At 55.1% G+C, this 21,422-nt stretch carries 26 protein-coding genes; 12 read left to right on the top strand and 14 right to left on the bottom strand.

Features of this window, described 5'->3' with window-relative positions; all coding sequences use genetic code 11:
- Positions 1-3 precede the first annotated feature (3 nt).
- The 4 genes from ABI361_11230 to ABI361_11245 form a co-directional block, all read right to left on the bottom strand.
- Entirely contained in the window at positions 4-594 is a 591-nt protein-coding gene (locus ABI361_11230) for a 30S ribosomal protein S5 (GenBank protein ID MEO9321236.1), read from the bottom strand.
- A gap of 32 nt (positions 595-626) precedes the next feature.
- The gene (locus ABI361_11235; GenBank protein MEO9321237.1) at positions 627-1,349 is read right to left on the bottom strand and encodes a 50S ribosomal protein L18; all 723 of its coding nucleotides are present in this window, start codon (positions 1,347-1,349) and stop codon (positions 627-629) included.
- A gap of 90 nt (positions 1,350-1,439) precedes the next feature.
- Positions 1,440-2,216 carry a nickel pincer cofactor biosynthesis protein LarB gene (gene larB / locus ABI361_11240; GenBank protein MEO9321238.1) on the bottom strand — a complete coding sequence of 259 codons (777 nt, stop codon included), beginning with the start codon at positions 2,214-2,216 and terminating at the stop codon, positions 1,440-1,442.
- Positions 2,217-2,251: 35 nt separating this feature from the next.
- Entirely contained in the window at positions 2,252-3,166 is a 915-nt protein-coding gene (locus tag ABI361_11245; protein ID MEO9321239.1) for a malate dehydrogenase, read from the bottom strand.
- A 132-nt stretch (positions 3,167-3,298) separates the two neighbouring features.
- On the opposite strand from ABI361_11245, the gene ABI361_11250 reads away from it, so the two are divergent.
- From ABI361_11250 to ABI361_11265, 4 genes are read left to right on the top strand one after another with little or no spacing between them, the layout of a single operon-like run.
- Positions 3,299-3,877 carry a hypothetical protein gene (locus ABI361_11250; protein ID MEO9321240.1) on the top strand — a complete coding sequence of 193 codons (579 nt, stop codon included), beginning with the start codon at positions 3,299-3,301 and terminating at the stop codon, positions 3,875-3,877.
- A gap of 19 nt (positions 3,878-3,896) precedes the next feature.
- Positions 3,897-5,159, top strand: a complete 1,263-nt coding sequence (gene larC, locus ABI361_11255) for a nickel pincer cofactor biosynthesis protein LarC (GenBank protein ID MEO9321241.1) — start codon at positions 3,897-3,899, stop codon at positions 5,157-5,159.
- Positions 5,156-5,983: an ATP-dependent sacrificial sulfur transferase LarE gene (gene larE / locus ABI361_11260; GenBank protein MEO9321242.1), complete on the top strand. Its 828-nt coding sequence runs from the start codon at positions 5,156-5,158 to the stop codon at positions 5,981-5,983. The genes larC and larE overlap by 4 nt, the downstream gene beginning before the upstream one ends.
- Positions 5,976-7,187, top strand: coding sequence for a cysteine desulfurase family protein (locus ABI361_11265; protein ID MEO9321243.1), 1,212 nt, complete (start codon positions 5,976-5,978; stop codon positions 7,185-7,187). The genes larE and ABI361_11265 overlap by 8 nt, the downstream gene beginning before the upstream one ends.
- Before the next feature lie 29 nt (positions 7,188-7,216).
- On the opposite strand, the gene ABI361_11270 is transcribed toward ABI361_11265, so the two are convergent.
- Positions 7,217-7,339, bottom strand: coding sequence for a hypothetical protein (locus ABI361_11270; protein MEO9321244.1), 123 nt, complete (start codon positions 7,337-7,339; stop codon positions 7,217-7,219).
- A 161-nt stretch (positions 7,340-7,500) separates the two neighbouring features.
- Here ABI361_11270 and ABI361_11275 point away from each other — a divergent pair, with 161 nt between their 5' ends.
- Both ABI361_11275 and ABI361_11280 read left to right on the top strand, forming a co-directional pair.
- Positions 7,501-7,992 (top strand): peroxiredoxin, encoded by a 492-nt coding sequence (locus ABI361_11275; GenBank protein ID MEO9321245.1) that lies wholly within the window; start codon positions 7,501-7,503, stop codon positions 7,990-7,992.
- A 51-nt stretch (positions 7,993-8,043) separates the two neighbouring features.
- The gene (locus ABI361_11280; protein MEO9321246.1) at positions 8,044-8,496 is read left to right on the top strand and encodes a universal stress protein; all 453 of its coding nucleotides are present in this window, start codon (positions 8,044-8,046) and stop codon (positions 8,494-8,496) included.
- Positions 8,497-8,498: 2 nt separating this feature from the next.
- On the opposite strand, the gene ABI361_11285 is transcribed toward ABI361_11280, so the two are convergent.
- Entirely contained in the window at positions 8,499-9,254 is a 756-nt protein-coding gene (locus ABI361_11285; protein MEO9321247.1) for an SDR family NAD(P)-dependent oxidoreductase, read from the bottom strand.
- Between the two features lie 194 nt (positions 9,255-9,448).
- Between ABI361_11285 and ABI361_11290 the strand changes: the two genes are divergently transcribed.
- Positions 9,449-9,778 (top strand): hypothetical protein, encoded by a 330-nt coding sequence (locus ABI361_11290; GenBank protein MEO9321248.1) that lies wholly within the window; start codon positions 9,449-9,451, stop codon positions 9,776-9,778.
- Here ABI361_11290 and ABI361_11295 read toward each other — a convergent pair.
- Together ABI361_11295 and ABI361_11300 are read right to left on the bottom strand one after the other, a co-directional pair.
- Positions 9,775-10,764 (bottom strand): DHH family phosphoesterase, encoded by a 990-nt coding sequence (locus ABI361_11295; GenBank protein ID MEO9321249.1) that lies wholly within the window; start codon positions 10,762-10,764, stop codon positions 9,775-9,777. The two genes, ABI361_11290 and ABI361_11295, sit on opposite strands and share 4 nt — an antisense overlap.
- A complete protein-coding gene (locus ABI361_11300) occupies positions 10,761-11,429 on the bottom strand; it encodes an HAD family phosphatase (protein ID MEO9321250.1) in 669 nt (222 codons plus the stop codon). The genes ABI361_11295 and ABI361_11300 overlap by 4 nt, the downstream gene beginning before the upstream one ends.
- A gap of 127 nt (positions 11,430-11,556) precedes the next feature.
- On the opposite strand from ABI361_11300, the gene ABI361_11305 reads away from it, so the two are divergent.
- The 4 genes from ABI361_11305 (at position 11,557) to ABI361_11320 (ending at position 14,305) form a co-directional block, all read left to right on the top strand.
- Complete coding sequence (locus ABI361_11305) at positions 11,557-12,882, top strand: ATP-binding protein (GenBank protein ID MEO9321251.1); 1,326 nt, start codon at positions 11,557-11,559, stop codon at positions 12,880-12,882.
- 9 nt (positions 12,883-12,891) lie between these two features.
- Positions 12,892-13,263 (top strand): response regulator, encoded by a 372-nt coding sequence (locus tag ABI361_11310; GenBank protein ID MEO9321252.1) that lies wholly within the window; start codon positions 12,892-12,894, stop codon positions 13,261-13,263.
- A 73-nt stretch (positions 13,264-13,336) separates the two neighbouring features.
- Positions 13,337-13,735: a response regulator gene (locus ABI361_11315; GenBank protein MEO9321253.1), complete on the top strand. Its 399-nt coding sequence runs from the start codon at positions 13,337-13,339 to the stop codon at positions 13,733-13,735.
- A gap of 6 nt (positions 13,736-13,741) precedes the next feature.
- Positions 13,742-14,305 (top strand): MEDS domain-containing protein, encoded by a 564-nt coding sequence (locus tag ABI361_11320; GenBank protein ID MEO9321254.1) that lies wholly within the window; start codon positions 13,742-13,744, stop codon positions 14,303-14,305.
- Positions 14,306-14,319: 14 nt separating this feature from the next.
- Here the strand turns inward: ABI361_11320 and ABI361_11325 are convergent, their stop codons facing one another.
- The 5 genes from ABI361_11325 to purM form a co-directional block, all read right to left on the bottom strand.
- The gene (locus tag ABI361_11325) at positions 14,320-14,889 is read right to left on the bottom strand and encodes a winged helix-turn-helix domain-containing protein (protein ID MEO9321255.1); all 570 of its coding nucleotides are present in this window, start codon (positions 14,887-14,889) and stop codon (positions 14,320-14,322) included.
- Positions 14,855-15,268, bottom strand: a complete 414-nt coding sequence (locus tag ABI361_11330; GenBank protein ID MEO9321256.1) for a hypothetical protein — start codon at positions 15,266-15,268, stop codon at positions 14,855-14,857. The genes ABI361_11325 and ABI361_11330 overlap by 35 nt, the downstream gene beginning before the upstream one ends.
- A 91-nt stretch (positions 15,269-15,359) precedes the next feature.
- Positions 15,360-17,012: a lysine--tRNA ligase gene (gene lysS / locus ABI361_11335; GenBank protein ID MEO9321257.1), complete on the bottom strand. Its 1,653-nt coding sequence runs from the start codon at positions 17,010-17,012 to the stop codon at positions 15,360-15,362.
- Between the two features lies 1 nt (position 17,013).
- On the bottom strand, positions 17,014-18,633 hold the full coding sequence (locus ABI361_11340; GenBank protein MEO9321258.1) for a tRNA uridine(34) 5-carboxymethylaminomethyl modification radical SAM/GNAT enzyme Elp3: 1,620 nt from the start codon (positions 18,631-18,633) through the stop codon (positions 17,014-17,016).
- A 56-nt stretch (positions 18,634-18,689) separates the two neighbouring features.
- A complete protein-coding gene (gene purM / locus ABI361_11345) occupies positions 18,690-19,751 on the bottom strand; it encodes a phosphoribosylformylglycinamidine cyclo-ligase (GenBank protein MEO9321259.1) in 1,062 nt (353 codons plus the stop codon).
- A gap of 150 nt (positions 19,752-19,901) precedes the next feature.
- On the opposite strand from purM, the gene ABI361_11350 reads away from it, so the two are divergent.
- On the top strand, positions 19,902-21,080 hold the full coding sequence (locus ABI361_11350) for a citrate/2-methylcitrate synthase (protein ID MEO9321260.1): 1,179 nt from the start codon (positions 19,902-19,904) through the stop codon (positions 21,078-21,080).
- Positions 21,081-21,085: 5 nt separating this feature from the next.
- Here the strand turns inward: ABI361_11350 and ABI361_11355 are convergent, their stop codons facing one another.
- Entirely contained in the window at positions 21,086-21,304 is a 219-nt protein-coding gene (locus ABI361_11355; GenBank protein MEO9321261.1) for a hypothetical protein, read from the bottom strand.
- Positions 21,305-21,422 lie beyond the last annotated feature (118 nt).

The following is a 21,422-nucleotide window of genomic DNA, read 5'->3' on the forward strand; positions in this document are numbered from 1 at the left end:
TTCTCAACCCACGCTGTAAGTGCTCCGCAGAGCGTTGAATATCGCCTTGGTAGTCGAGGACATCGTGCTTGTCGAGCCAAACGATTTCGTCCACGCGTCCTTCAATCCTGCAAGCTTTAACAGGCTCTTGATGTTTTCTCCTGCAACAAGCCCCAGACCTCGGGGACCCGGAATTAGCTCCAGAGTTACGCTTCCGCCCTTGCCGCGGACCTTGAATGGGACAGAATGAAGCTGGTTGCACTTGCACTCCCAGCTGCCGCAGCCAAGCTTTACAGGGATGACGTTGAGGTAAGCGGCAGTTGTTGCCTTGTCTATTGAAATCCTCATCTGGGAAGCTTTGCCTTTTCCTATGCCAAACCACCCGGCCTCGTTTCCGACGGCTACAAGGGCGTTAAAGCGAGTCATCTCGCCAGCGTCGGTCTGCTTCTGCACAATGCCGACGTGGACTACCTGGCTCTTGATGTCAGGCAAAAGGTGCCTTACGATCTCAGACTCTTGGATTCTCAGGCCATTCTCGTAAACCTGGTCCATCGAGTTTATCTTGCCTGCAAGGACCATGCTGCCAAGCGTCGTGCGGGGCTTCCACTCGGCCATCGGTGCTTCTCTTGACGTCTGGTACTGTCGGCTCACTTGGACTTCTTACCTCCCTCTTTCTTGGCTTCTGATTTTTTCTCGCCCTTTTCCGCCTTTTCCTTCGGTTTTCCGCCAGCTGCCTGCTCCTTCTTGCCTTCCTTGCCCTTCTTGGAGGCCTTGTCCTCCTTTGCTTCCTTGGGCTTCATGGTGGATGGCTTGCCGGAGATCTTGAAGCGGACTTCCTCAAAATGAGCGGGATAGTTTTCGGGATTGAGGCCATTTTTCAAGAGAGTTGAAAAACGAGAGTTGTATTCGTCCTGGTTTTGTTTCAGGGCAGAGGCATAATCAGCAATGTGCCTGCCGGTGATGCGGTCGTCTTCTGGCAGCGAGTCTTCAGAGACCGGGATCTTGATGCCGGCATCAACAACGCCCCGAAGGCACGCGGCGACGCGGCTCGTGAACTTGTCCTTGCCTATGTACAGGATGGCGTTCGAGGTGCCTTTGGCAAGCGCCTTTGTACCCAGGAGCAGGCCTGTCAGATAGCAGGCCGGCAGGCTGTTAAGGGATCCTTTCCAGCCGCTCTTTTCCAGCTCGCGGCTGTGGGCCGACGTAAGCACTAGATCTCCGTTTTGCGTGGGCTTTAGCAACTGAGCGGCAACGTTCTGATCGCTCACTTTGATTGTAACAAAAGAATGCCTTCCAAGAATTAGGGCAGCCCTCTTTCGATAGTTGGTCTTGTCCTGTCTAATCCTTTTGAGGGTGCGAACATAAGTCAAAGTATTTCATCTACCTTCCTTTAACGATTAGAATGCAACGTCGGCGATGCTCTTATAAACGTTAATCGGTGCGCTTGATTCGCTTAGTGTTCAGCGCCGGCTCCTCTTGGCTATCGAGGCCGCAAACGCCCCGGCACCGACTCCGTTGTCGATGTTGACCGTGGCAAGCCCGAGAGTACAGCTCTGGAGCATCGAGGCAAGCGCGGCGACGCCGTCCGCCCCAAAGCCGTATCCGACAGAAGTCGGCACTCCTATAACGGGGACCTCAGACATCGAGGCGACTACGGATGCAAGGGCGCCTTCCATGCCGGCTACTACTACTAGAGCACCTACGTCTTCAGAAAACATCCGCCTTAGCGCAGGGAAGACCCTGTGCATCCCGGCGATTCCGACGTCATAGCTTGTAAGCGAATCGCACGACATGGCCTTTGCCATGAGCCGCGCCTCCTCTGCAACGCCAATGTCCGAAGTGCCCGCGGCCAGAACCCCGATTTTAGCGCCGCTCAGGTCAGGCTTGAAGTCCCTAGAACTGGCGATCACAGTCGTGCAGTTTTTTCCCGATTCGACAACCAGGCCCTTCTTGCGCAGCGCCTTTGAGGTCTTGGCCAGCTCGTTTTTTCTGATTCTTGTAAGCACCACCTTTTCGTTCTTGTCAACGGCTCGCTCTGCTATTCGGATAATGTCGCCAAATTCCTTGTATTGGCAGAACACGACCTCGGGGAGGCCGCGGCGGTGCTCGCGGCCAATGTCAAGCTTTGCCATCTCCTCGATGCCCTCTATCGCATGCAGCGAGATCTTTTTACGGGCCTGATCTACGCTGAGCCTGCCGCTGGCAAACTCCTCGAGGATGTCTTTCAGGTCCGCCAACGGAACTCTAGTGTCGGTACAAGACGATAAAAGGTTTAAGCCGGGAGCGCCTTTATCGCTTCCCTCACGCTTGCCGCGCCCTTGTCGAAAACATCGCGTTCTGCCGAATCCAGCTTGAGCTCTATTATCCTTTCAACGCCGCTGGCGCCAATGACTGCGGGGACTCCTATGCATATATCGCTCAGACCGTACTCGCCTGCAAGCATTGCCGAGACCGGAATTACCAGCTTTTTGTCCTTCTGCACGGCCTCTACCATCGTCGCGACCGCGTTGCCCGGCGCATAAACCGTCGCGCCCTTGAGGGCGATTACTTCTGCTGCGACCTTGCGGGTCTTGTCAAAGATTTCTGCAGCCTTTTCTTTTGAAATAAAGTCCTGTAGCGGGATGCCTCCGATAGAGGAGAAGCGTGTAAGCGGCAGCATGTTCTCGCCGTGTTCGCTGATTACCATCGCCTGGATTGACGCGCGCGATACTCCCGTCGCTTCCTGGATAAAATTCTTAAAACGCGACAGGTCGAGCATCCCGCCCATTCCCATGATTTTTGACCTGGGGCTCCCTATCGTCTTTGCCGCAAGGTACGTCATTGGGTCGAGGGGATTTGTCACCACAATCACTGTCGCGTCTCTTGCATAGCTGGCGATTTTTGACGCGACATCTTTGACAATGCCGGCATTGGTCTTGAGAAGATCCATTCTTGTCATTCCCGGCTTGCGTCCGACCCCGGCTACGAGCACCACGAAATCAGAGCCCCGCATGTCCTCATAATTGTTGGAGCCTCTTGCAATCGCATCCAGCCCTCTTTCTGCCAGCTGATGGTTGATGTCCATTGCCTCTCCCTGGGGAAGCCCCTGTACGATATCTAGCAACAACAGGTCATCCAGTTCTCGAAGGCCGCAATTAAGGGCGGCTGAAGCTCCAACCTTTCCCGAGCCAATAATGGTAATGGTCATTTGGACACGAATCGAGAGCGTTCTTATATAAAGTTACAAACCGCCCTGCGGACCTGTCAATTACTTTTCACGCCCCGCAAATCAGAACAGATTAAATGGAACTTGCAAGGGTACTTTGGCTGCAGCGGTTGTATGACTGACAAGGACAAGCGAGAAAAGGGCGGCAGCTACTTTGCCTCCGGCAAAAAGAAGCAGCGCAAAGCCATGATGATAGCTATTCCCGCCATTGTTGCCATAATCGCTATTATTGCCATTGGTGCAACCGTCTACAAGCCAGAGCCTGTTCAGGCCATTGACGGAATACCCTGCAACCCGGGCGAATCCGTAACATTTCATATTCACGCACACCTTGATGTTTTTGTTAACGGCAAGTCTGCGACCGTGCCGGCCCTTATCGGAATCCCCCAGGGCAAGTGCTACTACTGGCTTCACACTCACACGACCGACGGCATAATCCACATGGAAGCTCCCACGGCGCAAAACTTTACGCTTGGCAAGTTCGTTGACATCTGGGACAGGACGCAGCCAGACTCGATTTCAAGTACGCTTCAAAATAGTCCGGTTACAGCTTATGTGAACAGCAATACCACCAAGTTCGTGGGCAGTTACAGGGACATTCCGCTATCCTCAAAAGAGCAAATCACGCTTGTAATAGGCCAGCCCCCTGCGGTAATCCCCAAGGACTATCCTGCAAACGGCCCTCCGCAGTAGAGGTCACTCAGGGCTCGCAATGACCGAGAGTCTTACCTGCGTTATCGATCCCCAAACTGCCGGCATATCCGGCGACATGCTGACGTCGGCACTGGTTGACGCCGGCGCGGACAAGGCAAAGGTAATTGAAAGCATCTTTGCCTGCCAGAACTTTGTTCCCAAGTCATCGATAAAAAAAGCCGAGTTTGAATTTGTCAATTCGCATGGGTTTCAGGCAACTAGGCTAAAGCTTTCCTGCTCGGACAGGGTGCATGAAAGAAATGCTGTCGAAATGTACAGGGCGCTTGGCAGGATCTGCGAATCGCTTCCGCTTGAGCAGCGCGCCAAGGTATTTGCGCTCGAGTCCTTCAAGACAATCGCCCTGGCGGAGGCAAAAATTCACGGCGAGAATTTCAGCACCGTTCACCTGCATGAGGCAAGCAGCATCGATACCTTTGCGGACATTATCGGGTGCGCGACTGCGCTCCAGGACCTTGGACTTTTTCACGCAAAAGTCTTTTCGACCAGGGTCGCGGTCGGTGGCGGCATGCTTACCTTTTCGCACGGCACCATTCCCAACCCCGCCGCGGCGATTCTCGAGATATTCCGGGCAAAGTCTTTTGGCATTTTCGGAGGCCAGGCGGACTCGGAGCTGACGACGCCTACCGGCGCGGCGCTTCTTGTCAACATTGCAGGCGGCGGAAGCACTAGCGCCTTCCCCGAAATGTCAATTGAAAAGATAGGCTATGGCGCGGGCACAAAAGAGTTTGAAGCGTTTCCAAACGTGCTCCGGGTCGTAATGGGCAAGGGCCCGGCCTTACAGAGCAGGGATTCCGTGACCCTCATAGAGACAAACATCGACGACGCATCGGGCGAAATTATCGGCAACCTGGTAGACAGGATATCCGGCGCAGGTGCAAAGGACATTGCAGTTCTCCAGGGAATCTCGAAAAAAAACAGGCCCACATACCTGGTTAGAATTATATCAGATCAGGCGCAGGTCTCAGACATGCTAGAGATTCTCTTCTCCGAGTCCGGCACGCTTGGCGCGAGGGTTAGCGAAGTGCAGAGGGTAATCCTCCCAAGGGCCAAGCTCGTTGTGCAGGTAAAGATAGAGGATCAGATATTTGCGGTAAACGTCAAGGTAGTCCGCGACGCGGGCGGCCTGTTCAGGTCGGCCAAGGCAGAATTTGAAGACATCAAGAGTATTGCGGCAAAACTCAGGATGCCGGCGAGGCGCGTCGCCGAACTTGTGCACATGCAGATTCTTCAAAAGACTGGCGGGGAATTTACAGGGAATTGAAGGGCATCGAGGATATTGTCGGCTGGTTTTGCAGCACCGGCTCGCAGTCGGCAGTCGTGGCCTTGTCCGGCGGCGTTGACAGCGCCCTTGTTGCGGCTGCTGCCAAGCGCGCGTTTGGAAGCCGCGCGGTAGCAATTACCGCGGACTACAAGACACTCTCAAAGGAAGAGCTGACTTCGGCAAGGCGCGTCGCCGAGGAGCTGGCCATTTCCCACAGGATAATCACTTACAGCGAGCTTGAAAATCCGGATTTCGTAAAGAATGACGAGATGAGGTGCTACCATTGCAGGACGGAGCTTGGTGATCACCTGCGGGCAGAATCAAAACGCATGTCGATTTCGCTTATAGTGGACGGCACAAACGCGGACGATCTTTTGGAACACCGGCCCGGAATTCAGGCCATGAGAGAGGCGGGCATAAAAAGTCCTCTTGCAGAGCTCGGCTTTGGCAAGGCTGCGGTCAGGCAGGTTGCAGAGCAGCTGGGCCTGTCCGTATACGACAAGCCGTCTAACGCCTGCCTGGCTTCGCGCCTGCCCACCGGAACCGCGGTGACCCCTGAAAGACTAAGGAGGATAGAGGAAGCAGAGGCGATGGTAAAGTCCTGCACGGGAGTCCGCCAGCTGCGCGTGCGCGACCACGGAGACATCGCCCGGGTAGAGGTCGCCCGAAACGAGTTTCAGAAGATTCTCGATCCGGCCATCCTAGCGTTGATTGACGGAAAGCTCAAGTCTCTTGGCTTTCGGCATGTCGCGCTGGACTGCGCGGGGTACAGGTCGGGGAGCTTGGTGGTCATTGACGGCACACCCGGTGGGTCCCATGCATAGCGCGCACCATGCAGGTCGCACGCCAGTCTACCTTGATAACGCGGCGTCGACGCCTGTTGCACAGGAAGTCGTTGACGCAATGGTCCCGTTCCTCCGGCTGCAATACGGAAATCCTTCCTCGCTTCATTATTTCGGAAGAGAGACCAATAGGGCTGTGCAGTCAGCTCGCCGGAAAGTGGCCGCACTTGTCGGCGCCAGCACAAAGGAGATAATTTTTACTTCCGGGGGGACCGAATCGGACAACCTTGCGATAAAGGGCACTGCGCTCGCTGCAAGAAGAGAGAATCCTGCAAAGAACCACATAGTGGTCAGCAGCATCGAGCATGACGCGGTCCTGGAGCCGTGCAGGGCGCTTCAGGAGGATGGCTTTTCGGTAACTTACCTGCAGGTTACAGACAAGGGGTTGGTCGAGCCCGACGAACTACGCGGCGCAATTGGAAGCAACACCGCGCTTGTCAGCATCATGCTTGCAAACAACGAGGTAGGCACCATAGAGCCGGTAAGGGAGCTGTCAGCAGTAGCGCGGTCGGCAGGCGTTCCCTTTCACACCGACGCGGTACAAGCGGCGGGCAAGATCCCGGTCGACGTCGGGACGCTAGGCATCGACCTGCTTTCAATTTCATCCCACAAGATAAACGGGCCAAAGGGCGTCGGCGCGCTTTATGTCAGGAAGGGCAGCAGGGTTACCGCGCTCATGCACGGAGGCGGGCAAGAGTCGGCAATGCGCTCGGGGACAGAAAACGTTGCAGGCATCGTCGGGTTCGGCGCGGCAAGCGAGCTTGCAAAGTCGCGCCTTGAATCCAGCAGGCGCCACGTGGAGGACCTTCGGGACTATCTGGTAAAAAGAGTGCTAGCAGAGATTCCGGATTCAAGGGTAAACGGTTCGCTTGAGAGCAGGCTGCCGGGCAACGCCCACTTTACTTTCCTTGGGGTAAACGGCGAGGACCTTATCATAAAGCTTGACGAGAACGGCGTGGCAGCTTCGACCGGCTCGGCGTGCTCTATCCACAGGCAAAAGGCGTCCCACGTTCTCAAGGCCATGGGCTTTTCGCACGAAGAAATAACGGGCTCGCTCAGGCTCACAATCGGCGCACAGAATACAAGGGAAGAGATGGACACGGCAGTCGAATCGCTGAAAAAGGTTGTCGTGGAACTGAGACTCCTTTCGCCGTTCAAGCGCACGCCGGCAACGCGCGGTACCTGAGGACCAAGCCTGCAGCAGACGCTGGCCGCCTAGGCAGTCTCGTACGCGTTCTCGACAGTGTCGATCCTGAACAGTTTTGCGCGGCGAGTCGGAGAGAGCTCCTCGATAATGTCCTCGGGGCTCCTGCACTCGTCGCATTGGCACCTTGTCATGCAGCAATCAATTACTTCTGAAAGTCTAAAAATGAGCTGATAGTAGAAGCTGTAAGGGAGCTAGCTGTATAGGAACTATGGCGCAGAATCTTATCGTAGTAAATTCCGGATAAAGCGGATCTTGAAATCTTTTTATTGTCATCGTCGGAGTTTCTATTGAAATGTCCTCAACAGCGGCCGTGAAGGTTCCAGACGTGGGCGAGACTGCGCCCGACTTTGAACTGCTCGACATTGACATGAAGCCAAAAAAGCTCTCTGAATTTAGAGGCAAGAAAACGGTTTTGGCATTTTTCCCGGCTGCCGAATCGCCAGTTTGCACCGTGGAGATGTGCTCGTTCAGGGACTCTATGGACGAGCTGCGCGACTATGGCGCAAACGTCGTCGGAGTTTCGGTTGACGGGCCTTTTGCAAACAAGTCGTTTTCACAGAACCGCCACCTGAACTTTCCGATTCTAAGCGACTACAACCGCGAAGTTATCAGAAAATACGGGATTGTCATGAAGGACCTCGGCGGAGCCAAGGACTACAACGCAGCCAAGAGATCCATCTTTGTCCTCGACGACAAGGGCAAGATTGTCTACCGGTGGGTTTCCGACAATCCGCTGGTAGAACCGGACTACAAGCAGATAAAGCAGGTCCTGGGCAAGAAATAGTGCGACCGCGCAGTTTTTATTCTGTCGGGGGTTCCGGCACTTTCATAGGCATTGAAGATAAGCAAGATACTTGTCCCGGTTGACCTCTCTGACAATGCGCTGCGAGCCGCTGACTATGCAACGGATCTTGCGCTAAAGTATGGTGCAAAGGTAGTGGTATTTCACGTCATCCCGATTGGCGAATTTGTCAGGGCGCTTGGAACCTTTGGCCCCTATTTTCCAGAGCCTGTCCAGAAGCAAATCGATAGCCTAAAGTCCCAGTCGTTTGCGTGGCTGGAAAAGATAAGGCAGTCTGCAGAGAGACAGGGAGTGGATGTCGAGGTGGAGGCGCAGGTAAGCACGAACTCGATAGTCAAGACCATCACCGACTATGCCGACAGGGAGGAATTTGACCTGGTAGTGATGGGGACAAGGGGCGAAACGGAAGTCGCCAAGATGCTCCTTGGCAGCGTCGCTTCCGGGGTGCTCAACAACCTCGACAAGACCATCGTCGTCGTAAAGTAGTCCTACTGCTTTGCACTCACGCCGCCGTCGACCATCATGACCGTGCCGGTTATCCATTTTGCGTCGTCAGAGCACATGTAGGCCACCGCGCCCGCAATGTCCGACGGCTCGCCTATCCTGCGCAGCGGAAAACCCGACTCGAGTTGGCGCTTTGCGTTTTCGTCCTGCAGGAACGGTTCGATAATGGAGCTTCGGATGGTAGAGGGACAGATGCAGTTTGACCGGATTCCGTGCGGGCCGTATTCAACCGCGATGCTCCTTGTGAACATGATTATCCCGGCCTTTGTGACCCCGTACACGGTCAGCGGAACGTTCTGGATTGCGCGCATTCCAAGGACCGAGGAAATATTGACAATGCTTCCTCCGCGATTTTTCATCATTAGTGGTATGACCGCCTTGGTGAACTGGAAGGTGCCTATGAGGTTCGTGTCAATGAGGCCCGACCACTGGTCCTCGGTCATTTCATGAAAGGCGACCGGGTCGTTGATAGTGCCCGCGTTGTTTACAAGGATGTCAATCTTGTCAAAAGAAGAGATGGTCTGCTCGACCGCGCTGAGAACTTCAGCCTCCTTGGTAATGTCCGCGCTTACGGTAAGCAAATTCTTTTTGTCGCCGCCGGTTTCAGAAGCGGCGGCAGAAAGCCTGCCATGATCCCTTCCAACTAGAACAACCCTTGCACCCTCAGAAGCCAGGCGCTTGACAATGGATTTTCCCACTGCCCCTCCGGCTCCAGTAACGACAGCGACCTTGCCTTTCATATTCATGACAGGTATTCTGCAAGGTGCGCTTTTTAAAGTGTTTTATCAAATCGCCTCCCGACCTCCGGAGGGAACACAAGGGCATAGCTGACCGGCTTGCTCCCTGAATCTGCCGGCAGACCGCGCCTTATACTTAAAGGATCTCACGATGGCTTAAGAATAAAAATCGCCCACCTTAGCCGTTGACTGCCATAATGCGACCCGAAGACGAACTGCCTTCATCCAGCCTGCAGGGAGTCGAAAGTCATAGCATCGGCAAGGACGCGTCTGAGGATACAAACTGGAGCTGCCTTGACGCTGACGGGATTGTTGTAGGCAAGCTGACAGCCGGGTCTGCCGTCCATGCGGTTCAAACGCTTATTGAAATTACGAGGGACGAGCCGAGCAGGTTCAGGCGCCGCGTCTTTACCCTTGTAAGCGGCGGAACAAGGATAGCTGTCGACGGGCTAACTGACCTCCAGGTCCCAAGCACCACATCTTCCGGCAAGAGCCAGGTTGGATTGACAGACAGAAGGAAGAACTAATCCCAGCTCTTTTGCTCTGGGGCACCTGCCGACTTCTGCTGCGCCTTTACAACTGCCCCTTCAAGCTCTGCTATGACTGCAGGGATGTTCCCCGGATCGCTCCGGAAAGTTCCGCCTGCTGCATACGCATGGCCTCCACCGTCCGGAAGGTTTTCGGCGACAGCCCTGCACGATATTGCTTCGTTGTTGCGCCTGATGCTCACCTTTCCTTTTGAGCTGTAAAACATCACGAGGTCGGCACCGGTGCGGGCGAACACTTCTTCAGAGAAGAGGCTGTTCTGGAGGAACGGCGACGACTGCACAAAGGCGACGTTGATACCTGCGACTCTTTTCTGCTGAAGCGTCGAGAACGCCTCGCCGCGGGCCCTGTCGCGGAGTCCCGAGTATTCGTTGTAGTCCGACTGCATTTCCAAATCCCACAGCAGCCCGCCAGCAGACTTGTGAGCCAGCCGGGTCAGCCTCTCGTAAAAGTCAGGAAAAGTCTGGTAGTATCGTATCAGTTCGGAGATGGGCGTGAGATACTGATCCTTTGTGAAAAAGTCCATGGTATGCGCCATGCCTGCAAGCTGCCGGGCAATCTCGTTTCCCGGCACGAACCGTTCATGCATGAGGTCGGCAGCACACTTGGCTCCCGAGCTGTCGAGCACGATTTCGGCATAGTCCCTTACCGCGGCCTGGGCCTTCTCGGACCAGGGATGGTGGTCGACCCAGACTATCTTCCATCCGTTCCTTGCGGCGTCTGAAAATATTTCACGGCAAAGCTCAATGATGTCGTCGTTGAGCCCCAGGTCCGCGATTATGATAAGGCCGCGGTCCTTGGAGTGCTGCGTGGCAGAGTGCACAAAGTTTCCCAGCTTTTGAAAGTTCTCGGCGCCATAGCCGAGAAATACCGTCATTGCCTGTGGGTATCTCAGCAGGCCGATTGCGGCCGAGTACAGACCGTCAAGGTCCGACTCGTGTGAAAAGATCAGCACTCGGGTAGTCATGGCCGGCTGCAGCTCAGCACGCCCTTGATTGAAGCAGTCGAGTCTAATATCTTGTCCGGCAGGACAAGACCTTCAAAATCACTGGCTACAAGAGGGCTGTTGTTGAGCACTACGATGCAGCCGAGGCCGCCGTTTCTGGCGGCCTGCACGCCCAGCGGGGCGTTTTCAATGACAGTCGAGTCCGACGCGCTTGCCTGAAGTCGTCTGGCAGCTTCAAGAAACGATGACGGGTCTGGCTTGCCCCTTTGCACGTCGTCCGCGGTGATTATCAGCTCAAACGCTCCTTTTCCAAATGCGCGCTCTAAAATCGGCACGACGTCGTCCTTGGCGGAGCCGGAGACTACTGCCTTTCTGCACTGCAGCGAATCTATCACCTCCCGGACACCCTCGAAGGGCTTGATGTCATGCTTGACGGCGCGAAACAGCCTGTTCTTCTCCTCGCTGACCTTCTTTGCAAGAATGCTGTCCGGGTCTCGCAGGCCATTCCGCTCAAAAATCTTTTGCACAAGTTCAGCGCCCCGCATGCCTTCCAGCAAATAGAGTTCACGCTCTGTAGTGCGCACTCCTGCCTCCGACTCAAAAGCCGTTCTCCAGGCCCGGACATGCAGTGGCATCGAGTCCACCAATACGCCGTCGAGATCGAAAATCGCCGCCCTGCTGGCCACGTCACACTGGCAGGGTTTTGCGCTATAAAATAATATTGATAGGTGACCCTGCGAAGTTTCTGGTCATCTTCTAGAATATTATTTCGTGCAGCTTTATTTACCGGTCGCCCTACAGCACGTGGCGACAATGTCTCACACCTTTAATCGGCATTCTGAAGGTTCTCTCGGTAACACGCGCATAATCCAGTCGCCGGAAAGGGTGAGGATGCAGTACCTCGGCATGATCCGGGGCGCAGTAAACGAGGTGCTTCTGATATTCCCGACTATTAATGCGATTCACAGGGAGCAGCAAATAGGCGTTATCGGCGAGGTTCTCTCTGCAGTCAAGCGCGGCGTCAAGATTCGCATACTGGCAGCAGAGGACGACTTTATCAGGGAAAAGCTGGACGAGATCCGCGCTGCAGGCGTCACAATCAGGAGGATAGAAACCCCCACCGAGACTAAGTTCAAGCTTCTCATCGTCGACAGGCGGCTGTCGCTTGTTGTGGAAACAAAAGACGACAGCAAAAAGAACTTTGCCCAGGCCATAGGCCTTGCGATTTTCTCCGACAGTACTACAACGGTTGCACCCTACGTTACGATTTTTGAAACACTCTGGAGGGAGACTGACCTGTACGAAAAGACCCGCGAGGCGGAGCGAATCAAGGACGAGTTTGTCAACATTGCCGCCCATGAACTTCGCAACCCCATCATGCCAATTTTGCACGGAGTCGACTCGCTTTACGAGGCCATAGAGCACGCGAAAACCAGCATTCCAAAGGACGAATACGAGGAAATAGCATCAAACATCAGGCTTGTATCAAGAAACGTCGTGCGGCTGGTAAAACTGTCCGAGGACATTTTGCAGGTCAGCAGGATAGAGTCCGGGACCTTTAACCTGACTATCCAGCCGACTAACATCGAGAGCATCATTGAATCAGTCATAATTGACGCGCAGAAAAAATTCAACGAAAAGACGAACTCGGTAAAGATTGTGTACGAGCGCAACAAAGAATTAGGCTACCAATTCGGCCTCCGGCCAACGCCGGTAGTAGTCCTCTGCGACAGCTCCAAGATAGAGCAGTGCATATTCAACCTGGTAGACAATGCCGTCAAGTTTACCAAGAGCGGGACCGTGCTAATCACCCTCAACCCCTCGCTGGACGAGATTGTAGTGCAGGTCAGAGACAACGGCCCAGGAATTGACCCCCAAATTGCTGAGAGGCTGTTTGGCAAGTTTGTTTCAAAATCCGAAGGCGGCACAGGCCTTGGCCTTTACGTTTCAAAAAAGATAATCGAGGCGCACGGCGGAAGGATTTGGGCGGGTTCTAATGGCGAAGCCCCCGGCGCAACGTTTGGTTTTGCCATTCCTCGCAACCTCTACGAGGACACGGACGTTCAGAGCCGCGAGCCGGTGCGGCAGCGCAAGCCTCAGCCACAGGTCGAAAACCAGGTGGCAGAGACGGAAGTGTGACAAGGTGGTTTGGACAAGGCGAGACCACGAGTTTTGCTAGTCGACGATGAGAAGGACATCGTGACGGTCCTGTCGGCAGGCCTTAGAAGAAAAGGCTTTGATGTGGACGGTTATTCTGACCCGCGGCAGGCACTTGATGCTTTCAAACCCGGACGCTATGACCTAGCTGTCCTTGACTTCAAGATGCCTGGGCTCGGGGGGTACGAACTTGCCTCAGAACTAACAAGGCTGGATCGAAACATAATAGTCGGCTTCATGAGCGCTTTTGACATCGTGCCTCAAGACGGAAAGGATCAGTTCAGGCCGCTTTTCATGCTGAGAAAGCCGCTGACTATACAAAGGATGGCAGAGGAGCTGAGTCTTTTTGTCCCGAGGCAGTAACACCGCTCCCGACTTTTCAATGGATGTTTCTACACACAAGGGCATCAAGTTTGTCAGGAGCATGCTATGAGTAATGGCAGAAGGCAAGCCAAACTTCAGCACGAGGGTTCTCGTCGTTGACGACGAGCCGGACATACTGTACGTGTGCGAGAAGGCGCTTGAAAAGCAATATCTGGTATCCGGCTTTAGCAGTCCAGAAGACGCGCTGGAGCACTTCAAGGCTCATTGTGCGGCAGTTGATCTGGTTCTTACGGACGTGAGGATGCCTACGATGTCCGGCTTTGAGCTTGCCCGCGAAATCAGGATGCTGAGAAAGGACATTCCCATCGTTTTCATGAGCGCGCATGAAATAGTGCACGGCGAGTACGAGAGCGCATTTCCGGCGGCCGAAGGAATAAGGGTTTTGTCAAAGCCGTTTAATCTTTCAACCCTGGCGCAGTTTATTTCGAAGCACGCAACGTCGAGGGAGTAGCAAATAATGTCGAACGTTCAGACGCTTGGAATCGACGAGGCAGTCAGGCATCTTTGCGACGCTGAATTCGGGTCGCACACGCTGGTGACTTATCCGAGCATGGATGCCTGGCGGAGGATTTACCTTGGCACCGTAAAGAAGTACCTGGAAGAGGACAACAGCCTTGTGCTTGTGATCCCGTTCTACGAGACCACAGATAGCGTGAGGCAGGCCCTTGCCCGAGAAATACCTGACCTGGATTATTACATAAAGGACGGGGCTTTTGCCGTAATCGACTCGCTAAAGGCGTACTTTAGCGAGATAGGCCTCATGACATTTGCCGACGGCCTGCTCAAGCACGCCCTCGCAACCGGGAGAAAAGGCCTTTCGGTGTTTGCAGACATGGGATCGTTTAACCACATGCAAAAGATGCACAGCCTGCTTGAACACGAAATTTCCCTGCCCTCAAAGTATGAGGCTAGCCTGCGCGGCTTTTGCATATACAACGAGCGCAACTTTGATGCATTTAGCCAGGGCCAAAAAAGGTCAGTCTATGCGCATCACGGCAATAACCTGCTCATTTCTGAGTAATATGTGGGACGAGTTCACTTTCCGGATAATCCTGAATGAGTCAGTTTGTCTTCATGACGCGGATGGTTAACGCTGAACCCTAGAACGTCAGAGCCTAGCGTCGCGCTATCGGAAGAGTAAATCCTGTCGTACTTTTCAATCAGATCGTTTATCGGCCTGCAGTACTCTGCGAGCTCTTTTGACAGCTCTAGCACCTCGATTCCTTTTGCGGTAGCCGAAAATGTCCGGTCATGCCCCTCGTACTGCAAGAGTCCCTCTTTAACCAGCATGTCGGTGTATCTCACAGTCCTATCGTAATTGAGCACGAGCTCCTGCATGATTCGCGTGCGCGTCAGTCGGCGGTTTCTGGTTGCCTCGAGAATCAGAGTACTTATCGCAAAGGAGCCTCTCTGCTTCAGGCGATAACACCATCCAATTTTGTCGTCAGTACGGTAGGTAAAATATTGTTTAAAAACCTGCTCATATGGAAGCGTCGAGTCCGATTCTTGGCATCGGGCCTGACTAGCCGCGCACGATAAACACTCTCGATAATTGCCGTCGGCTTCAGAATTATCGCAGCTTTTCCAGCTCGCTGTCGTCGCGATAGTTCTCGGGGTCGAGCCGGAAACCGCCGACTGCCTCGCGTGGAACCTCGCTGAGCTTCAGGTAGTATTCGAGCTTTTCCTTCTTGAGTTTCTTGTTAAGCCAGAGCACAAACCGCTGTTCTATCTGTGTGCCTTCCTGCTTCATAATTTCTGGGTGAACCTCGATAAGCTGCTCGACAAACTCTTGGTCGAAGTAAATCTGGAAAAACTCCCAGCCAAGCGCCGCACCTGACGACGAGCATTCGCACTTGCTCTTGGTGTGGACTCCCCACTCTAGCCTGCCGATAAACTCCATTATCTTTTGCCTCTCCTTCTCAAAATTAATGCAAGACCCGGCAACGATAATCATTGGCGGCTTTTCGGCATGCTTGCGGTTCATGCTTTACCTATAGTGATCATGAATTGCTATTTAAGGGGATTGCCTATGCGACGGTACAATGCCCAACTCCCGGCAGCCTTGATTTTCAGGGCTACGTTTCAGCGGGCTGCAAGTATTTGTCGATTACCGCAATTACCCGCCCGACCCCGAGATCAAGAAAATAATTCCCCAGCCTCGGCCCCCGCTCGGTGTTAAAGAGCATCCTGTAGAGGACTGCGAAAAACGCCCTGGGCTCAATCCCCGCACCTCTGGCGGCTTCAAAGATCCGCGACTGGACCTCCTTTGCCGCATCAGGGCTCTCTGACGACCCGGCAAACTTTTCAAGCTCGGACCTGAGATTCCGCAGCGCGGATTTCTCGCTCTCGGAGAGGCCGACCTCATAGACCTCTTCTTTTGCTCCAGAAGTGTCGTCGGCCCAGTTTGCCGCAAGGGCGATTCGCTTTTCCAGCGCAGGTGTTTTTTCCTTGGCCATCCCGTACTTGACAAGCCTTCCAAAGATCTTGTCGAACCTGTCAGACGTCTGCGCGGGGAAAATCTCCGCCTGCTGTACCAGAAAGTTGTACGCAATGTGGGGCCCGGGCTGGCGCGGGGGGGAGAGCTTGTTCACGTATTCGTAGATGCCCTTTATCTTGGCAAGCTTTGCAGGGTTGTCCTCCTTTTTCTTGCCAAAGTACAGGTCCTCGTAATCGTCGTACTCGTCCATCAGGACCTGCACGTCGTCAACGGAGACGCTGCGCGTCCCTCCGATGCGCTTGTACAGAAGCAGCAGGATGGACTCCGGCGTGCCGTAGCGCATCCACATCTGCGGGGTAAGCACGTTGCCCGCCGACTTGCTAATCTTCTTGCGGGCCTTGTCGAGGAACATCTCGTACCGCACGTGCATCGGGTGCGGATGACCGAGGATATCGCTGCAGACCCAGTCATTTACCTTCACCGAGTCCATGATGTCCTTTCCGTAAGCCTCAAAGCGAATGTCAAGGGCCTGCCAGCGCGCGGCAAACTCCACCTTCCATGCGAGCTTGCCCTCGCCCTTTGTAATATCGGCCTCGCCACGGTGCCCGCATCCGGCCACGTCCACCTTGCCAATCCTGCTTCCGCGGCAGTGGTAAGCGACCTTTTTCTCGGACGCGATGTACCTTTCGGCCGCGGCGGTGTAGAGCCTGCCGCAGTTTGAGCATATCGGAAAATACGGCAGGACGTCCTTGAACTTGTCCTGCCCCACGAACTCGGCTATCTTGTGCCCGAGCCTTTCACTGTTCTGGAGGATGGTGTCTATCTGGCGCACCAGGATGCCGCTCCGGTATGCATCCCTTCCACTCTGAAACGTATACTTGATGCCCGCGCTGTCAAGGCCGCCGAGCAGCAGGCTGCTCATGTGGGCGCCGTACGAAGGGTGGCAGTCGCCAAACGGATCAGGTATGCTTGAAACGGGCCGGGCGATATGGTCTTTCAGCCAGCCGGGAAGCCCGTGCGGGATTTTGCGGAGCCCGTCCATGTCGTCCGAGTACGCGACGAGTTCAGACCTGAACCCAAGGTTCTGGAGAGCCAGCGCGATGCCATAGGCCCTCACCGCATCGCCCATGCTGCCGATGTGGGGTATGCCTGAGGCCCCGAGGCCGCTCTCGACCCGGATAAGCGACATGCTCCTGCCCAGTTTCTTTTCTCTTGCGACAAGCGTGTCGGCGACCTTGTCAAGCCAGGTACCCTTGCCTATCAGTATCTGCTCCTCTTCTGCTCCCGACATACTAGGAAATCCTCTTTGACATGTACGGGCCGTCCCGCTCGTAACCGAGCCGGCGGTAGTACTCGCGGGTTCCAACCGCGCTAATGACTGAAATCTTGGCAGCCCCAAACTCGCTGCGCGCAACCTGCTCGGCCTCGGCCATCAGCCGTGCACCGTAGCCGCGGTGCTGCATTGACTCGCCGGACAGAGAGCCTAGGCTTATAGCCTGGCCGTAAACGTGCAGCTCTCTGATTACCGCCGAGCCCTCGAGCTCGGGCCTCGCGGCCTGCGGCGATACAAGCCTCAGGCGCAGAAAGCCGAGTATGACGCTCCTGTCCCGGTTCTCAAAGGACAGAAAAACCTCGCGGCCTGCCGCCGCATCATAGTCCTCCCGGTATAGCCGTACATCTGATGCTTCGGGAAACCTGCGCTGGAGCCCTGCTTCGCGGCAGCGTATGCACCTGCACGAAATGCCCTCCGACTTTAGCCTCTCGAGAACTATTTGGCGAAGGTTTCCTTGGCGCGGCCCGGCCACTATGTCAGACGACTCGATCTCGCGCTGGACGCGCATTATCCGAACCCAGGGCGGAATGATTTTTTTTGCCTCGGCAATGACCCTGATTACGTCCTCTTGTGAATATGCAGAATACCTTCCCTCACTGTGCATCCGGAACAGCCCCGTGCCCTCCAGCACGAGCGTCGGGTATATCTTGAGCATGTCCGGCCGCAAGCGCTCGTCCCTAAGCAGGCTCCCAAAGTCAGCGATGTCTTTCTCGGGGCTGCTGCCCGGAAGGCCGGGCATCATGTGCGCCACTATCTTAAATCCAGAGTCGCGTGCGGCAGAGAACGCCTCGTAAACGTCCTGCAGGGTGTGGCCGCGGTTGACAATGCGGTAGACCTGTTCCTGCAGGGACTGGACGCCCAATTCGATTCGAGTCGCCCCAAGTTCGAGCATCAAATCAACGTGGCTTTGCTTGCAGTAATCCGGCTTGGTTTCTACCGTCAGGCCCACGCACCGGTTTTCCGAAGTTTCGTTGAGCATCTTGGCCTGATCGAGGCTCGCTGACCCGACTCCGTTCAGCGCATCGTAGCATGACTTGGCAAACCCGCGCTGGTACTCTTCTGGAAAGAATGGAAATGTTCCGCCGACAAAAACCAGCTCGCACTTGGCGGTTTCGTGCCCGCGCAGCCTCAGCTGGCAAAGCTTGGCCGATACCTGTTCAAAAGCGTCGTAGTCATGTTCCTGTGCGGTTCTTGTCGCCGGCTCGGTGCCGGTGTAGCTGAGGGGCGTATTGTGCTCGATGCCTCCGGGGCAATAGATGCACCTGCCGTGCGGGCAGGAATACGGCTTTGGCATCACTGCAATCACCGTCACGCCAGACGCGCTCTTTACCGGCTTTACCAAAAGCTCGCGCCGGCCCTCGCGGCCCTGCCTGTCGGCAGGCATCAGGGCGAGTATGTCCTCGTGCCGCGGAAGGCTTGATAGGTGGAAAGCGGAAGATGTCTCGCGGATAAGCGCGCTAATCTGTCTGCGCGAAAGGCCGGCGCCTCGCAACAACTGACCAGCTACATGCGCGCAGGCCTGCTTGTATGCTTCCGAATCCCGGTCGCCATGCGCGCCGCCGTCCTGAGCTGCCAGCAATGTCTCAAAAAAATGCTTCAGAGCAGATATTAATGTATGTCAATCCGGCGCTCGGACTAGAGGACAGCATTTTTCGCATCAGGGCCAAGCTTTGCAACGACCTTGCCGTCGCCTTTGCCCACCCGGCCAATCTGCCTGCACTCCATGCTATGGCGCCTGAAAACCCTGACCACCTGCTCTGCCTGCTGGCGGGGGGCGATAACGCAAAAACCAATGCCCATGTTAAAGGTCCTGTACATCTCCACGGCTTCGATGCCTCCATCCTGCTGAATCTGCCGGAATATCCCGGTCGCCTGCGGAAGGCCGTCAAGGAGATAATCGACGCCGCTGTTCAGGCGGGAAATTTTTGCAAAAGACCCCCCGGTAATGTTTGCAAGGCCGTGGACGGCACCCCGGTGCTTTTTGACGAGCTCCATTACAGGCCTGACATAAATCCGCGTCGGCGTCAGCAGCTCCTCGCCAACGGTCTGAAGCAGGCCCTCAGGGGTATCCTCCAGCGCGAATTTTGAGAGCAGAACCTTTCTTGCAAGCGAATAGCCGTTTGAATGGAGGCCGGAACTTTCAACCCCCATGACAACGTCTCCGGGGCGGATGGACTTTCCCAGTATCGGCTCGCCCCTTACGACCCCGAGAACGGTGCCGGCAAGGTCGAAAGCGCTGTCAGCCCCGCCGGAAATAATGTCCGGCAGTATTGCAGTTTCTCCGCCAATTATAGCCATGCCGGAGGATTCTGCGCCCCGCAGTAGCCCTTTCATTATCTGCTCCAACAGGCCCTCGTTAGGTTCCCGTAGGGCGATGTAATCGACAAAGCCGACGGGTGCGGCCCCGGTGCAAATGATGTCGTTGACATTCATAGCCACGCAGTCAATCCCTATTGTGTCGTATCGGGCCATCATCTGCGCGACCAGCACCTTGGTGCCGACGCCGTCGGTATGAAGCGCAAGGAGCTCGGAGCCAATCCTCACAAGGCCGGCATAATGGCCAAAACCAAGCGCGACTCTGGCTCCCGCCGGCAGTCTGGCGCGAGACGCCAGAATCATTTTTCCAATTGAGCCCTGCACGCCGCGGATTTTCCGGGTGTCAACGCCGGCGTCGCGGTACGTCATCCCCTTGCCCAAATCTACAAGAGCACTCCCGGGCTGTCTGTATAATTACATTATCACGCGCCGGGCTCCCGCCCGGTCAAGATAAGGAAACCTTGAGTTCGTACACTTTTGCACACACTACTTTAATATAGAAACTTTGCCCACTAGTACCTGTCTATATTAATGGACGCACGTAACATTGGCCTGCGAAACATAGAGGTCGCAGACACCAAGATTTGCTCTATCGACGGAGAAAACGGCAAGCTTATCTACAGAGGTTATGACATTCTCGATCTCGTAAACCATTCCACGTTTGAAGAGACCGCCTACCTGCTCCTGTTCGGCGACCTGCCCACTCTTGAGCAGCTTAGCGACTTTAAGCGCCGGCTCAAGGAGGCCCGCGGCCTGCCAGAGCCGATGATCCGCAACCTGAAAAACAGGCCGAGGCGAGCGTCCCCGATGGATGTCCTCCAGTCATGCATCTCGGAGGTCGCGGACTATGACCTCAACATGGAAGACGCCTCAAAGGAAGCCCACATAAGAAGGGCCATCGTGCTGATTTCCAAGATCCCTTCCATCGTTGCCGCATGGAACAGGATCAGAAACAGCCAGCACGTAATCGAACCGATGGAAGCCGGCTCTCATGCGGCCAACTTTTTGTACATGCTCCGGGGCATCGAGCCTTCGGAAAAGGAGGCCAGGGTAATGGACCAGTGCCTCGTGCTCCACGCTGAGCACAGCTTTAACGCGTCGACCTTTGCAGCCCGGGAAATAGCATCAACCAGAGCACACATGTATGCGGCGGTCAGCGGCGCGGTCGGGGCACTCTCCGGCGAGCTCCACGGCGGCGCAAACGTGCAGGTTATGAAGATGCTCCTGGAGATCGGCGAGCCGTCAAAGGTGGACTCGTGGGTTGCAAGGACGCTGAGTTCAGGCGGCAGAATTATGGGCATGGGCCACGCGGTATACAGGACTACGGACCCGCGGGCTGACATCCTGTCAAGGCTCGCCCGCGTGATATCCAGCGAAAAGGGCAACAGGTGGTATGACATTACTGCGAGAGTCGAGGAGGCGACAAAGAACTGGATGAGGGACAACAAGAAGCAGGCGATTTATCCAAACGTGGATCTTTACAGCGCCTCGATATACTACAGCATGGGAATCCCGCTTGACCTAAATACGCCAATATTTGCCATCGCAAGGATTGCAGGGTGGGCCGCGCATGTAATAGAGGAAAAGTTTGCAGAAGCGGCACCCAAGCCGGCGCTATACAGGCCCAAGGCCGTATATGTTGGCAAGTACTGCGGACCGATGGGATGCGAGTACCTGCCGATGTCGGTCAGAGGACGCTCAAACAGCTGAAATCCTTAACTGCCGCTCTTGCCCTGCAGCCATTCCTTTGCCTTGCGCTCGGCCATGTGCTTTCGCAGCACTATGAGGGCCATCTCGTAAAAGGTGAGTCCGTTTTTCTGCGACTGGGTGTCTATCCAGCGGAGACCGTCAGCAAGCTCCGTATCGTTTTCTGACATGACGACTAGGTCGTCGATAATTGACATGAATTGTTCGTCGACTTCTTGGCCCATCATTTGCGCTCTCTTGCCCCCAGTTTTGGAATTGCGTTTTTAGCAGGTCGTCTAGCAAGTGTTGACATGCTTGGTGTATTATCTTGACCAGAGTGCTGTCTGCGGGGGCCGGGCTGCGCAC

It is taken from the genome of Nitrososphaera sp. (assembly GCA_039938515.1).
Classification (GTDB): domain Archaea; phylum Thermoproteota; class Nitrososphaeria; order Nitrososphaerales; family Nitrososphaeraceae; genus Nitrososphaera.

Bases quoted from the DNA above. Each gene is read 5' to 3' on its own strand.
- ABI361_11355 (MEO9321261.1), bottom strand. From the start codon at position 21,304: ATGATGGGCCAAGAAGTCGACGAACAATTCATGTCAATTATCGACGAC.
- ABI361_11305 (MEO9321251.1), top strand. From the start codon at position 11,557: ATGTCTCACACCTTTAATCGGCATTCTGAAGGTTCTCTCGGTAACACG.
- ABI361_11330 (MEO9321256.1), bottom strand. From the start codon at position 15,268: ATGAACCGCAAGCATGCCGAAAAGCCGCCAATGATTATCGTTGCCGGG.
- ABI361_11245 (MEO9321239.1), bottom strand. From the start codon at position 3,166: ATGACCATTACCATTATTGGCTCGGGAAAGGTTGGAGCTTCAGCCGCC.
- ABI361_11265 (MEO9321243.1), top strand. From the start codon at position 5,976: ATGCATAGCGCGCACCATGCAGGTCGCACGCCAGTCTACCTTGATAAC.
- ABI361_11295 (MEO9321249.1), bottom strand. From the start codon at position 10,764: ATGACTACCCGAGTGCTGATCTTTTCACACGAGTCGGACCTTGACGGT.
- ABI361_11315 (MEO9321253.1), top strand. From the start codon at position 13,337: ATGGCAGAAGGCAAGCCAAACTTCAGCACGAGGGTTCTCGTCGTTGAC.
- lysS (MEO9321257.1), bottom strand. From the start codon at position 17,012: ATGTCGGGAGCAGAAGAGGAGCAGATACTGATAGGCAAGGGTACCTGG.
- ABI361_11270 (MEO9321244.1), bottom strand. From the start codon at position 7,339: ATGACAAGGTGCCAATGCGACGAGTGCAGGAGCCCCGAGGACATTATC.
- larC (MEO9321241.1), top strand. From the start codon at position 3,897: ATGACCGAGAGTCTTACCTGCGTTATCGATCCCCAAACTGCCGGCATA.
- ABI361_11320 (MEO9321254.1), top strand. From the start codon at position 13,742: ATGTCGAACGTTCAGACGCTTGGAATCGACGAGGCAGTCAGGCATCTT.
- ABI361_11250 (MEO9321240.1), top strand. From the start codon at position 3,299: ATGACTGACAAGGACAAGCGAGAAAAGGGCGGCAGCTACTTTGCCTCC.
- ABI361_11350 (MEO9321260.1), top strand. From the start codon at position 19,902: ATGGACGCACGTAACATTGGCCTGCGAAACATAGAGGTCGCAGACACC.
- ABI361_11290 (MEO9321248.1), top strand. From the start codon at position 9,449: ATGCGACCCGAAGACGAACTGCCTTCATCCAGCCTGCAGGGAGTCGAA.
- ABI361_11285 (MEO9321247.1), bottom strand. From the start codon at position 9,254: ATGAAAGGCAAGGTCGCTGTCGTTACTGGAGCCGGAGGGGCAGTGGGA.
- ABI361_11230 (MEO9321236.1), bottom strand. From the start codon at position 594: ATGGCCGAGTGGAAGCCCCGCACGACGCTTGGCAGCATGGTCCTTGCA.
- ABI361_11275 (MEO9321245.1), top strand. From the start codon at position 7,501: ATGTCCTCAACAGCGGCCGTGAAGGTTCCAGACGTGGGCGAGACTGCG.